Source organism: Butyrivibrio sp. YAB3001 (assembly GCF_900112195.1).
Taxonomy (GTDB): domain Bacteria; phylum Bacillota; class Clostridia; order Lachnospirales; family Lachnospiraceae; genus Butyrivibrio.
In genome coordinates this window covers 1-13,958 of record NZ_FOKR01000037.1, presented here as the reverse complement: position 1 = coordinate 13,958, position 13,958 = coordinate 1, and the positions used below count along the sequence as shown (strand labels likewise).

The 13,958-nt window shown below is 39.0% G+C and carries 16 protein-coding genes; 14 read left to right on the top strand and 2 right to left on the bottom strand.

The features are described 5' to 3' along the window. Positions 1-702, top strand: a 702-nt coding sequence (locus BM086_RS19845; RefSeq protein WP_092332027.1) for a radical SAM protein, incomplete at its 5' end; no start/stop codon positions are given. Positions 703-1,024: 322 nt separating this feature from the next. On the opposite strand, the gene BM086_RS22160 is transcribed toward BM086_RS19845, so the two are convergent. Beyond that, positions 1,025-1,219 (bottom strand): restriction endonuclease, encoded by a 195-nt coding sequence (locus BM086_RS22160; RefSeq protein ID WP_092332023.1) that lies wholly within the window; start codon positions 1,217-1,219, stop codon positions 1,025-1,027. After that, positions 1,216-2,244 (bottom strand): helix-turn-helix domain-containing protein, encoded by a 1,029-nt coding sequence (locus BM086_RS19835; RefSeq protein ID WP_175560402.1) that lies wholly within the window; start codon positions 2,242-2,244, stop codon positions 1,216-1,218. Before BM086_RS19835 ends, BM086_RS22160 begins: the two co-directional genes overlap by 4 nt. Positions 2,245-2,786: 542 nt before the next feature. On the opposite strand from BM086_RS19835, the gene BM086_RS19830 reads away from it, so the two are divergent. The 13 genes from BM086_RS19830 to crcB form a co-directional block, all read left to right on the top strand. After that, positions 2,787-3,443 carry a DUF402 domain-containing protein gene (locus BM086_RS19830; RefSeq protein ID WP_092332015.1) on the top strand — a complete coding sequence of 219 codons (657 nt, stop codon included), beginning with the start codon at positions 2,787-2,789 and terminating at the stop codon, positions 3,441-3,443. Next, entirely contained in the window at positions 3,443-3,745 is a 303-nt protein-coding gene (locus BM086_RS19825) for a hypothetical protein (protein ID WP_092332010.1), read from the top strand. Before BM086_RS19830 ends, BM086_RS19825 begins: the two co-directional genes overlap by 1 nt. Next, positions 3,733-4,056, top strand: coding sequence for a DUF6572 domain-containing protein (locus tag BM086_RS19820; RefSeq protein ID WP_092332007.1), 324 nt, complete (start codon positions 3,733-3,735; stop codon positions 4,054-4,056). Before BM086_RS19825 ends, BM086_RS19820 begins: the two co-directional genes overlap by 13 nt. Positions 4,057-4,073: 17 nt before the next feature. After that, positions 4,074-4,679, top strand: a complete 606-nt coding sequence (locus tag BM086_RS19815; RefSeq protein ID WP_092332004.1) for a YdcF family protein — start codon at positions 4,074-4,076, stop codon at positions 4,677-4,679. A gap of 321 nt (positions 4,680-5,000) precedes the next feature. After that, entirely contained in the window at positions 5,001-6,347 is a 1,347-nt protein-coding gene (locus BM086_RS19805) for an MFS transporter (protein WP_175560401.1), read from the top strand. A 7-nt stretch (positions 6,348-6,354) separates the two neighbouring features. Continuing rightward, the gene (locus BM086_RS19800) at positions 6,355-7,467 is read left to right on the top strand and encodes a helix-turn-helix domain-containing protein (RefSeq protein WP_092331990.1); all 1,113 of its coding nucleotides are present in this window, start codon (positions 6,355-6,357) and stop codon (positions 7,465-7,467) included. A 333-nt stretch (positions 7,468-7,800) separates the two neighbouring features. Further along, positions 7,801-8,457 (top strand): hypothetical protein, encoded by a 657-nt coding sequence (locus BM086_RS19795; protein WP_092331986.1) that lies wholly within the window; start codon positions 7,801-7,803, stop codon positions 8,455-8,457. After that, positions 8,450-10,387, top strand: a complete 1,938-nt coding sequence (locus BM086_RS19790; protein WP_026512046.1) for a Mu transposase C-terminal domain-containing protein — start codon at positions 8,450-8,452, stop codon at positions 10,385-10,387. The genes BM086_RS19795 and BM086_RS19790 overlap by 8 nt, the downstream gene beginning before the upstream one ends. Before the next feature lie 3 nt (positions 10,388-10,390). Continuing rightward, complete coding sequence (locus BM086_RS19785) at positions 10,391-11,389, top strand: ATP-binding protein (RefSeq protein WP_092331982.1); 999 nt, start codon at positions 10,391-10,393, stop codon at positions 11,387-11,389. Then, on the top strand, positions 11,370-12,698 hold the full coding sequence (locus BM086_RS19780) for a hypothetical protein (protein WP_092331979.1): 1,329 nt from the start codon (positions 11,370-11,372) through the stop codon (positions 12,696-12,698). Before BM086_RS19785 ends, BM086_RS19780 begins: the two co-directional genes overlap by 20 nt. A gap of 78 nt (positions 12,699-12,776) precedes the next feature. After that, positions 12,777-13,037, top strand: a complete 261-nt coding sequence (locus BM086_RS19775) for a type II toxin-antitoxin system HicA family toxin (protein WP_022762335.1) — start codon at positions 12,777-12,779, stop codon at positions 13,035-13,037. Then, positions 13,034-13,381, top strand: a complete 348-nt coding sequence (locus BM086_RS19770; RefSeq protein WP_026498728.1) for a type II toxin-antitoxin system HicB family antitoxin — start codon at positions 13,034-13,036, stop codon at positions 13,379-13,381. The genes BM086_RS19775 and BM086_RS19770 overlap by 4 nt, the downstream gene beginning before the upstream one ends. Before the next feature lie 260 nt (positions 13,382-13,641). After that, positions 13,642-13,958, top strand: a 317-nt coding sequence (gene crcB, locus BM086_RS19765) for a fluoride efflux transporter CrcB (RefSeq protein WP_141107803.1), incomplete at its 3' end; no start/stop codon positions are given.

Sequence of the window (13,958 nt, the reverse complement as noted above, 5' to 3'; positions counted from 1 at the left end):
TATGCCGGCCAGAAGGTGATCATTGGAACAGTTACGGATGGTTATAATCCGCTAGAGGAAACATATAAAAATACAAGAAGACTTCTGGAAGAACTAAAGGACAGTGGTGCGGACATACTTATCTGCACAAAGTCAGACCTTGTACTAAGAGATCTGGATCTGCTAAAAGAGATCAATGAAAATAGCAGACTTACGGTATCATGGTCAATCAATACTCTCGATGAAGAGTTTAAAGATGATATGGATGCGGCAGTAAGCATAGAAAGAAGGCTTGCTGCAATGAAAGAGGTTTATGCGGCAGGCATTCGTACAATTTGCTTCATTTCACCCGTGTTCCCGGGGATTACGGATATAGAGGCAATCATAGACAGGACAAAAGATCAGTGTGACCTTGTATGGCTTGAGAATCTGAATCTTCGCGGAGGTTTTAAGGCAGATATCATGAAATACATTTCCGATAAACATCCGGATCTGGTGCCGCTGTATGACGAAATTTATAACAAAAAGAACCGCAGCTATTTTGAAGCGCTGGAAAAGAAAGCAGAAGAGCTGGCTAAAAAGTATGATTGCAGGTTTGTTGATAATGAAACTCCGTATGAGAGAGTAGAGAAAGGACATCCAACAATCGTAGATTACTTTTACCACGAAGAAGTAAGAGGAACAGCCAATAGTGGAAAGAGAAATGTAATACATAATCCTTGATGGAAGAATAAATTTTGAATATAACCCTTCCAAAACAATCGATAATTCTTTAAAATATTAGGATTTAAAACCTAGAATTAAACCTTTAGAATTATGAAAACTTAATACAGAGCTTTTTAAAGGATCACTCCATACAAAGTGGTCCTTTAATCATTTTTACAAATGAAATTTTGTTTTTAAAAAATACCTATTTACAAACAGAATGGTTTTTCTTCAAGTTTTTCTAGACAAGGAATAATGCTGAAAGCTAATTAAAGTTGAATTGAAAGAAGTCGGTCTCAAAGACCGGCTTCTTTGTTACCTTGTCAACTCATGCTATTTATCATAAGTCAAAGTAATCACTATCAATCTTCTTTATTGTTACTGTTCTCGCATCGGAAACACCAATATTGTACTCAATCATAAGCTCGGTGAGCTTTTTTCCATCAATCAGTAAAATGGTGGCATGAGGATATGATTTTGCGTATTCGATAGCTGGTTGAGAAAATGAGGATGTTGTTAAGATTAAATCCCTCAAGAACCAATTAACGATACAAGCTGAGATATCTCATTCTTAGCCCACTGAATGTCGTTGGAATCTTCGGGTTCGTTGTATTCTTTACGAAGAGTAGTTATGATTAATTCCCATTCCGCTTTTGCCTCTTCATATCTACCAAGTTTCTTGTATAGGAACGCTAATGAATAGAGCATATCTATTTTATGAGGGGCGGTTTGGGCGATATAGGCATTCTTAAAGCTTTCAATTGCATTTTCATATTCATTAAGCCTGTTAAAACGTTCACCCAGCTCATATTGACCAAGCCAATCATCTTTAGGAATTCTGTTCCAGATTTCTTTTGCTCCTGTAGGATTCCCTTTGGCCATTGCAACATCACCAAGGAGTATATCCTTAATGTATTTGTTTTCCCCGGTAAAATATGCCACCTCCAGTAAGGCCTCTGCTCTGTCAAAGTATTTTTTACTGACCATTGCCTCTATCAACATGCGATAGAGATTAGTGTTGCCGGGAAACTTATGGGCATAAGGCTCACATACCCGGATAAACCAGTCATTATCGCTGTGGTACTTATACTCACTTCCACCCCGGACCCTTCGGTATAAAGCAAAAATCTCTTCATCAAGAGGGCTTATAGTCATTGCTCTTTCAAGCATCTTGCCTGCGGACAGCATATCAGTATTGCATTTTGACAGATAAATCTTGGCGTAACGTTTGATTGCTTCTGTATCACCAGGATTCTCACGAAGTATTCCATCCAAAACACGCTTGGCATAAGAAAAGTTTTGATCAGTCATAGTTTCTCTTTTAAGCATGTTGTCTATTCTTTCCAGTTCGTCATCGTGAGAAACTGAGAACAGTTCATCGATCCTGACCCCAAAGAAAGCAGCCAGCTTAGGTAACAGAGTAATATCCGGTAAGGTTGTGCCTGTTTCCCATTTGCTCACAGCCTGAAAGGAGATTCCGAGATATTCGGCAAGTTCTTCTTGCGTTACAGATTGTTCTGCACGTAATTGCTTAATTATTCTCCCTAAATTTATATCCATAGTTGAGTTCCTCCGATTTGTTTTCATCAGCTGATGAATTTACTATAGCGCACGTGGGGGCAAATTCACAATAACTGCTTCTTTTAGGGAATTCAACCTGTAAGCGAATCGTGATGAAGCTGAGTATGTTTCTGTTAATTCTCCTCCTATATTTATGATATTTGAAGATTATTTTTCCTCAACGAAATAATTCTTGGTTTAAGTTTCAATTCGAACGTAATTTCTTGATGTATTTTAAACCGAGGGTGGGTTTTTTTAGTGAGGAAAAAGTGGTAAAAAGCCAGTATACATCGCGGTTTGCGGTCATAAAGTGATCGTGAACCGCTTTTTTATTGCTCCGGATCAGAAGATAATGTGAGTGTCATTTTCCATGAAACAAAGATATTATCTAGAAAATAGTGTTGGTGAAGAGAGAACATTCAGTATCCATGGTGCTTTGTGGATGCAAAAGTGATTGTAAGCCGCTTATTTATTGGATATAATCAAATGTAATTATGTGCATCAGGTTTAGTTAAAACAGAAAACGGAATTTAAGGGGAAAAATGAAGCATAAAAGACTTAACAGAGATGGCTGGGGATTCCAGTATTATCCATATTATCAGATGAGAATAGATTGTGAGTGTTTTCATGGTCTGGCATGCCTTATCAGATTTACTGATGGAGAGGCGAACTATTGGGAAACTCCAAAGGCAGGAAGAATACAGGTTACAGGAGAAGGAATGACTTGGCTTGAGCTGATTCCTGATAATACCAAAAGAGTTATCACAGTAAAATACTTTCCAGATAACTCTCATGATGTAGAAAGAGTCAACTATCCCAAGAGCTTTTGCTCTAAGTATCGTCCTTCCATATGGTATGTGGATATCATAGAGGGGATTGAATACGATGATGATGGCATAGCAGTATTCATCGATAAGTATCTGGATGTAATCTTTACTCCAGAAGGCGATGTAAAAATTGATGATCGTGATGAACTGGATCAGGCCCATGACTCAGGAGAATTGTCAGAAGAGCAATTTGCGGATGCACTGACAGAATGTGATCACATAATAAATGACTTATGTTCTGATCTAGCTAAGACCAATGCTTGGTGTGCCGAAGTAAGAGATATTGTAGAAAAAAGAATAGCCGCAGGCGAGGCTATAACTAAATGCCATGAGGTTTTACTACTTGAAAAGCAGGGGGATAGGAAGAGCTAATGAGTCGGAATAAGGCTATTATTTTATATATGGCTGGTGCGTGGGGACAGATTTGCCTCGTATGTCTGGTAGTGTTTTTGCTAAGAAACATTGGAATAGAAGTGGATTATACATCTCCGCTTGGCATGATTGCCATTGCTGTTGGAGGAATATCGTCAGCCCTATGGGGAATTGTAGTTTCAAACAAATATAAGAAAATCCCAATATCAAAGGTGGTTAAGGATTTCTTTAATGTGGCGCAAAATCCCAAGTATTATCTGCTTGCTAAAAATCGGCATATGGGGGGAAGATGTCAATTTTAGATAAAGATAAGATAGATGGCCTGGCTTATGATATATCAGAAGAGGCACTTGTCATGCTAATAACAGATCATCTGGATTGGAATGCTGAATATTCACACCTGATCAGTCTGCAGGATAAGATTAACAGCTATGTTAATTTCTGCGAGACAAAACAGTACGAAGAAAAATTCAGTCATGAAAGTATTAAGATGGCAGTGATTGATGTTCACTTTTTACATGAGCCTACTGAAAATGGTATGCATTTTTTGCAAAGAGTACAGGACCAGTTGGGCGAGTTGGGATTTATGATTAAAGCAACTATTGAGAGTTAGAAGAGGATGAAATCTGAATGCTTATTTCTGAATTATGTAAAGAAAATCTGACAGATGAAATTGTTGATAGAGTTCTATTTGAAGGAATATCTGATACAGGAGAAAAAGTAGACTGTATCATTGTTCTGGGAAGCATCAAGGCATCTCAATATAGAATACCAGTAGCTGTGGAAGCATATAAGGAAGAACGAGCTTCTAAGCTACTATTAAGCGGAGGCTCGGTCCGTGATTTCGTTGATGGTAATATGAGCGAGGCAGAGCATATGAGGAAGCATGCTGTTGACATGGGTGTAGCTCCGGAAGATATCATTCTTGATAATTATTCTCATAATACCGTGGAAAATATGTTTGGTTCTCTGCTGGAATTGCAGAGGTCATTTTGGATTAATAAGGTAAATAGCGTACTTCTAGTAACCACCTCCTACCATATGCGAAGAAGTTTGGCGTTGGCTAGATATTTGTTTCCACCTCATGTAACGGTGATCCCGTGTCCTGCAGATGATACCAATACAAGACGAGATAACTGGATGGATAGCGAAGAGGGCAGAAAACGCGCTATTGCTGAGGTGAATAATATCATTACTTGCGTGGAAAACGGACTTTTTCCAGATTTAGAAATATAAAGCAGGTGGATCACGAGTGAAGATAGAGATAACGGAAAGGAGTCGTTGACATGGAAAAGTTTGATTGGAGACACAGGATCTCATCTTAAAGAAATCTGAATATGATGATTGGGAGGCTCTATATAAGAATATTTGGAGCAAAACCGAGTCGGCGAAATTTAGATTTCAGTTAAATATATCACTTACCTCATACAAGTGGGCAAAAGAAAAACTTTCCGTAATGGAAAGTTTTTCTTTTATAACTAGTACAATAAGTGTATTATAGTTTGTGTAAGTTCCATGTAGAATGAAGTCATAAAAACAAGTATGGAGGCTTCAGATATGGAACAGAACAAGAAAATGTATGGGGAAATCATTAAGGAACGTGAATATAGAAAGCTGATTTTTGCTACGGTTATCAACCGATTTGGTGATTCTGTAGATGCAATCGCTTTTACATGGCTGGTTTATCAGATCACACACAGTGCAGCATGGTCAGCAATAGTTTTTGCACTTAATACACTTCCAAACGTGGTGGTTCAGCCCTTTGCCGGAGCTATTGTTGAGAAGATGGACAAGAAGCATGTGATTGTAGCAACACATCTTCTTAGGGCAGTCATTATTACATCGTTTGCACTTCTATATAGAGCAGGCCTGGTGAATGCACTGGTTATGGCAATCTTTACTTTGGTCATCACGACAGTGGAATCCTTTAATCTTCCTGCAACTTCAGCATTTACAATCCAGGTGGTTAAGAAAGAGCATATGACCTGCGGAATGAGTCTTAATTCCATGCTTTCAAGTGCTGCATCACTGGCAGGTACAGGTGCTGCTGGCGTAATCATTGCAACAGCAGGCGTTACTACAGCAATGATGATTGATGTAGTAACTTTTGGAGTTGCAGCGGTGCTTATCAGTGCAATGAAGGCTGGGAGAGTAGCAATTACTGAGGCAGCACAGAATGAAGCATCCAAGACAACATCCGAGGCCGGAGAAACAGAGAACAAAAAAGAGCAGAGTAAAATTGAATTCTTTTTAGACGGCTTTAGATATGTGGCAAATTCACGAGTTATCTGCAATTATGGCTTACTTGCAGTTGCCCTTAACTTCATGCTCATTCCTATAAATGCACTTCAGGCACCAATTGCCAGCGAGATTTTCAAGATGGGCGGAGAAATACTTAGTATTGCAGGTGCATTTGCTGCAATCGGAGGTATTGCAGGATCAGCACTTGTTCCGGTTCTTTCACAGAAACTCTCACCACTTAAGATGATAATGCTTGGAACAGCAACGCTTGGCGCTGGAATGCTGGGAATTGCCTGTGGTGGTTTCTTTGTTGGAAATAGTATTGCTTGCTATGTGGATGTAGCAGCATCATTTTTTATCATAATGGTTGCAGCATCAACCATAGGTGGTACGATCAATATTCAGTTCATGAAAAATGCTGATCCCAAATATATTGCTAGAGCAGCCGCAGTAATGGGCGCTTGTGGAACGGCATGTATGCCGGTTGGATCAATCCTTTTAAGTGCAGTAGTAGCTAAGGTAAGTACTGAGTCAATCCTTATTTTCTGTGTGATTTATGCAGCAACTATTTTTGCAATCTTAGCACTTGTAAAGCCACAGATGGAAATTGAGGAAGGTTCACTTGGAATAAAAAGCGAGAAATTCTCAGCAAGTATAGGGTAAAAGAAACATGCAGATAAAACTAAATGAGAATATAAAAAAATACCGAAAGAGTATGGACCTTACCCAGGAAGAACTGGCAGAGGCCTTCGGAGTCACTGTTGGAGCAGTGTCAAAATGGGAAAGCGGCGCCAATGTCCCGGATATTCTAACGCTTATGCAGCTTGCAGACTTTTTTAGTATATCTGTCGACGTGCTTCTGGGATATAGCATGTCCTCCAAGAACGTCAAAGACATTTCTGACAGGCTGGATACTCTTTTACATGAGGATAAATATGATGAGGCTATAGCCGAGGCTGAGAAAGCACTTGCAAGATATCCCGGTAATTTTAAGATTCTCATAAGCTGCGCGGATACATACAGTATTGTTTCATCGGTAAAAGACCTAAAGAATTACAGAGACAAAGCAATAGAGCTTTTTGAATCGGCTCTTCGCTATGCTTCACAGAGTGATGCTCCGGATCAGGACACCTTTAGCATCAAATATCGCATTGCAACCTTGAAAGGTCGTGATAACCCAGAGAAATCTCTCGAAGAGTTTAAAAAGATTAATTATCAAGGAATAGCAGACATCAGTATAGCCAATAATTTAAGAATGGCTGGCAAACCAAACGAGGCAATGGAAGTCTATACAAGAGTTTTGGTGTCTATTCTCGTTAAGGTTTTGCAGTATGCTACAGAAATGTATATGATCCTTGTTTCTATGGATGACATAAAGTCATACAAAGAGGCCAGTGAGCTCATGGACTGGTACATGACTATAGTAGATGCAACCAGCCTGGATAAAAGTGAGAACAGCTATCTTTCCAAAATGAAGATTATGGGATTGATATTTAAAGCTTTGGTTCTTTCGTGCCTTAAAAAATATGATGACATGGAAATGTGCATCGACTCAGCCTTTGAAATAGCCAGGAAATACGACAAAAAGCCTTCAAATGATTTTTCCGGAAAGATTAAATTCTGGCATGGAAGTAAGGACTACCATACATCTATTTATGATGAGTTTGGTGTTGGCGCTGTTGCCGGAATTGACAATCTGTTTAATATAGGACCAAAGGTGCTGCCTCCTGAGGTTATAAAAAAGATGAAAACAGCGCTTGAATACTGGAATAGCGTAAAATAGACTGATTATGAAGAATTAAAGATCATGCACCAAAATTAGCCTTCTTTTTGCCGAAGGAGTGTCAGATTAACCTAAAACAGTAAAATATACATATACGAGAAAGCTCACAACCATGGGCTTTCTTTTTTTTCACATTTTACATTACTCCCCATTTAGGTTAAATTTTTAAAGCTAAAAATCGTAAAAAGCCGTACCATTTAAGTTATTTTTGTAAAAAGCCGTAATTTTAAAGATAAAAGTGTAAAAAGCCGAATATGAGTGCCAAGGATATAATTATGCCGATAATATTATCGTTATATAAACTTAATTTTATCGATAGGAGGTGCACTAAAAATGTATCGATACGAGGAACCTATTTTCAGGCTGAGAAGTTCAAGCTATGGCAGTAACTATTGGGTATTTCACAGCAGAAAACTTCGGAGAAGAGTAGCAGTATTTTCTAACCTTGAATATGAGAATATTCTTACTCTTGAGATGAATCCTGATGTGGAGTGGTACTGTGAATATCCTTTGGAAACTACTGTCTATATAGGAGGGAAGGAGTCAAAGGTTCTGTTCAATGCATGGGTAAAATATAAAGACGGAACAGAAGAATATCAAGGTGTTGCATATCTTTGCAGTTCTGATGATAGTAAAGATCATGTGAAGGTTGCCTGCCAGTCGGCGTGGTGCTTACAGAATGATGTCAATTTTGTATTCCGAAACGAAAAGAATATTGAAATAGGACCTTTCTATATCCGAAATATATCGCTTCTTGCAGCCAGGGCCAGAAGATTCACAGCTTGTGGATTAAATGCAGACAGGATCTTCCTAAGTTTTATCCAGGCCAAAAGGCATATATGTATCGGTGAACTTGAAAAGATGGGGCGCATAGAAAAGTACAGAGCGCTGGATTATATTTCAGATCTGTACTATAGAGGATTGGTCACACTGAGCAATATGAATACAGACTGCATCTCTGCAGATACGGAGGTGATCTCCATTGGCTAATAAAAAATATAATATCGAAGAACTCCGCCAGGCAAGGAGCATGTGGACTGAACCGCTTATCAGTACTGTCCCTGAATCTAAAAGAAGTAGGTATATGCTAAATAAGCAGGCTGTAGATATGTACATAGATGGCGAATCTGTAAAAAAGATTACTGAAATGACAGGTATCCCCGGTTCGAGGATGGTATCGCTGATAGAAAGATGTCTTTCTTCAAATGATGCAGGGAATATTCTTGGATATCACGGTCTTTTAACAGGAGGTAAACCCTTTAGAGAAACGAGATCAGGACATGGCAGAGAGTTTGATCAGCTTCTGGAGAAGTATCCTCAATTGAAAGAGTTCATAATAGGGTGTTATTTTGGTGACAGGAAATATACGCTTGTCAGGAACATGAACATAACATCACTTCACAGGTTATTTCTTAAAGAATGCCGCAATCTTGGCATTACAGAGTGGCAGTACCCATTTACTACAGAAAACCGTGGATATGTCAGCATGTGTGCCTACGTCCATAAACTTGAAGCTGATAACATTTCTTTAAATGCCAGAAGATTTGATAAAAATACTGCCCAGAAGCTTGCGTCTACTGGGATTGGGCACAGACTTACAGTCAATCCGGTGGCTCCTTTTGCTACAGTACAGATTGACGGCCACATCATAGATATCGAATATGTAATTGATGTACCCAATACAGACGGCACTGTTAGCAAGGTTGTTGCTACAAGGGCGTGGTTAATAGCCGTGATAGATATAGCAACAAGATGTATCCTTGGATATTCCCTTTCTCAGGAATTTAATTACGACCAGTATGATGTCATGGATGCTATTAAAAATGCCATCATACCGAAAACTCTGCTGGATCTGACCATCGAAGGACTTCAGTATCCATCTAATGGCGGTTTCTATTCAACCGCGTTTTCTGATTTCAAATATGCAGTCTTTGATTCAATAATGCTGGATAATGCAAAATCGCATCTGTCAGCATACACGGTAGGAAAACTTGTAGATGAGCTTGGCTGCTGCGTTAACTATGGATCTGTTGCAACTCCCGAAACAAGAGGAATTGTTGAAAGATTTTTCGGAACGCTAGAGTCCAGAGGATTCCATATGCTGCCATCAACAACCGGGTCAGATACCAAAGATCCTGTCAGAAAAAACCCTGAAAAAAATGCAATAAAATATGATGTCACATATGAACAGATGACTGAACTGATAGATGTTCTCATAGCTGAGTATAATAACACACCCCATAAAGGGGTAGATGGACTTTCACCCTTAGAGTGCATGAGCTGCAAATTGTTTCAAGCAGGGCTTTACCCATATGTGGCTGACGAAGATATGATCATATCAGTCATAGAACGTCTGAACATGAGGATGGACAAACGCACTGTCAGAGGTAGGGCAGCACATGGCAAACACGCATATATTCAGTTTATGGGTACTGAGTATCGTAGCAAGATACTCTCTGCCACTGAACTCTACCTTGGACAGTCACTGACCATCCTTTATGACCCCAGGGATATTTCCAGTATTGAGGCATATGATCAGGATGGCAGATATATAGACACGCTTAAGGCAAGTGGGGAATTCGGTACAAAATCACATTCCGTCAGGACGAGAAAGAATGCCCTGAAGCTTGCCAGAGAGCGTGGGAGATCAAAACTAATATTTGATACACCGATAGATGCATATATATCAAGCCTTGATGTCAAGGGAAAGAAAAGCCGGAGAAACGCTACCAGGGCAGATATAGTCAGACGTGAGATTAGCAAGGGCATAGCAGCAGAACAGCAAAGTGATAATACATTTAACCTGGAGACTGTACGTAAAAAACAGGAAACTGGGGCTGTACTAAGATATGAAGATATTAAAGGTCTTTCACCGGAAGACCTTTATACGTTGATGTTCCAAAACAGAAAGGAGGGTTAATGCGTGTATTCTGCAAAAGAAGCTGTATCAGCTAATAATATATCAGAACAGTTCATATCACAGATGACTATCCGCTATCTTACTTCCCGTAAGCTTGTATTTCCGACTAAGAGCATCCTTGATGAAGAACGGAGAATCAATTCATGGCTCGGCATAGGAGCTTGTGGGAGTATTACTTATGGAAGAGCCAGGATAGGCAAGACGGTGTGCATGAACTATGTAGCTGAATCCATAAGAAATCAATATGGGAGCCGTGAAATGGTCATTATATGGAATGTGACTGATCACCCCGAAACTGAGAGAAACTTCTATGCCTCGATACTTATGGCTATGGGCTATGAATGTCCCAGATACAGTACCGCACTAATACTAAAAGAACGAGTTCTTAATGAGCTTATATTACGTGCTCACGAGACCCCCTTTAAGAAAGCAGTCATGTTCATTGATGAAGCCTGGAAACTAAGGGAAAAGGATTTTTACTGGCTTATGGATTTATATAACAATCTTAGCGGAAAAGATATCCAGTTATCTGTGTTCATGTACGGGACAAGGGAACTTAAGGATCTTAAGCATTCCTTTAAACTTCAGGGCAAAGATCAGATAGTTGGACGTTTCATGATCAATGAAAGCCAGTTCTTTGGTATACAGGATCCCAAAGAGCTCCAGTTCTGCATGGCTTCGGTAGATAAACTTCATGTTTGCATGACAGACTATGAAATATTATCGGATGGACTTGTGGATTTTTATTTTCCTTACGCAGATGGTAAGACCTTTTTTGATATCAGCAATGACTTCTGGGAAGCATTTCAGAGTGTAAGGATTCAAAAGAGGATTGCGGCAGAAGATATTCCCATGAAATATTTCATAGATTCACTTGTGATCTGCCTCAATATGCATGGAAAACTGGGAAACAGTCCAATTGCATTCCCTACGAGAAAGGAACTTGAAAGTTGTGTAGCGCTTTCGGGCTATGGTGAATCAGATGATGAATACACTAAATAAAGAGGATTTACTTTTTTCCAGAAAATACAGATGGGATAAAAAATGGGTGAGACCTTATGAATCCATATTCAGCATTCTTGCAAACTTTTGCAGGGTCAACATATGTTCAAGTAAACATGCGCTCAAAATGCTTGGAGCTGAAGCGACCAACGAGAAGAAATATATAGAAGGATTTCAGATGGATGGACATTGCAGAAACAGTTTAGAAACAATCGAGTGCCTTAATAAAATTTTGCCCCAGTGGTATATAGACAAAATGGAAATCTTTGCGCATATGGATTATAACACTGCAAGATCTTATTTTGGTACATATCATATGCGAATATGCCCCAAATGCCTGAAAGATGGATATCATAGCATAATCCATCAGTTCCATTATGTAAAGACCTGCCCTTTCCACCCGGGAACAGGGACGGATGGGAGATTTGTTTTTGAACATAATTTCTATCACGCAGAAGGAATCAGATGCAGTCCGTATGAGAAAGGGACAGGATTTAATGCTTATTTATTACCCCTTCCTTGCTGCAGGACTAATCCAAATGACTTTTATGATACAGATGTGATCAATAGATCTTTTGAAAAATATGGGAAAGTGTACACTTCAAATATAAGTTATCTTTATTCACCTATTCTTTCTAAAGAAGCAGATAAAACGCCTATAATATCGAAAATGTATGTTGATCGACGCCCGGAAACATATGATTGTTTTCAAGCGGGTTTCTTCACGTGGTTTAATCAGCAGAATGTAGTATATAACCCATTTGAGCGCATAAAGAAGTTCTTCCGTATTATGCCTGCAGAGTATGACTCTTATGATATGGTTGACTGCTTTTTATTCGCAAAATATATGTCTATCATAGGCAAGGGCATTTTCTCACTGTCAGAAAACGATGTTAACACCTTACATTACGTGGACAGTATCCGTGATTCGGATATGACACTGCTCGCAATATGCTTCACATGGATAATGCAGGGCTTCGAAGAGCCCAGTGATGCTATCAGCGCAGCCTGCCTTGGACACAACATCCGGCCTGTAATGCAAAGAAATTTACGGTCATATACTCTGGAAGATGTTACTTGTGTAGGTGGGATGCGTTTTTACGAAATTGGCGAATCTGAAGCAGATAAAGTTTATCTTAAACTTTTCATCATGTCAGATATGATAGATGACCTATGGATCCAGTTCAAGAAATCAGCAACGTCTACAGGCGGAGTATATATATCTGATCCATGGAACACACTAATAATACCGACATATCAGGTATTGTATCTGAAACATGAAGATATGTATGAAATAAGGAAATGCTAGCTGTTACTCTGTTGGAATTGACGAGGTAGGGCTAAAGTGTTATATTGTAACTAGAAAATAGTTGCAAGAGGAATTACTGTGCCAAAGAAATCAAAATTACTAGAAAAATTACTGTCAAAACCCGCACCTACAAGTTTTACAATAAGAGAACTGGACGCACTTATGAAGCAATGTGGCTGCGAAAAGTTCGAGGGCGGAAGAGGATCAGGAATAGGCTATTATCATGTTGAAACAAAGCGCATCCTTCAATTTGACGGTCCACACCCAGGCAATGAGCTGTACAGGTATCACGTAAAGATGGTCATAGCATTTCTTAAGGAAGTAGGTGAGATAGAATGATAAGTTCACTGATGGAATACAATGGATATCATGCAAAAGTAGAATTTGACCAGGAAGATCAGATATTCATAGGTCACGTTCTTGGCATCAATGACTCTCTGAATTTTCATGGAGAATCAGTAAAAGAGCTTACACAGTCCCTGCATGATTGTATAGATAATTACCTTGATTACTGCCAGAAGATAGGAAAAGATCCTGAACGAGAATTTAAAGGCTCATTCAATGTTCGCATTAAGCCTGAGCAGCATAAGAAAATTGCATTATATGCTGCCAATGAAGGAATCACAATAAACCAGTTTGTATCCAGAGCTATTGATGATGAACTGGACATCCTAGAAGGTTAGCCCAAAGACGCAATATTTTTGTTAATTCGCCGATTCGAGAACTGATAACTAAAGATGGATTTTATAATGGAAAGGCCTTGATGACAAGGCTTTTCTTTATTTGTTTCAACTATTAAAAAATAAGGGTATGAAACCTTTTCTGAGCAAATTAGATATGATGAGTTTAAAAAAGTTGTGGAGAAAATTAGGACATTATAATCTGTAGAAGTGATTCATTTCGCTGATTAGATTTCAGTATATATGACAATAGAGAGGTTGATATGAATTTTCTATTTGTAGCACTTGGTGGTGCCTTGGGTGCAGTAGCGCGATATGCAATAAGTCTGATTCCTGTTAAGACTTATTTTCCGATATTAACTCTGATTACAAATATCCTCGGTGCCATACTAATTGGATTCGTTGTTGGAATTACCAGTAACCGAGAAAGTGTATCTGATAATACCATTCTTTTCTGGAAGACAGGGGTGTGTGGAGGTTTTACCACATTCTCTACATTTTCCCTTGAAGCTTTTAATTTGTTTGAGAAGAAACAATATATGAATGGCGGATTATATGTGGTACTGAGTTGTTGTTGCTG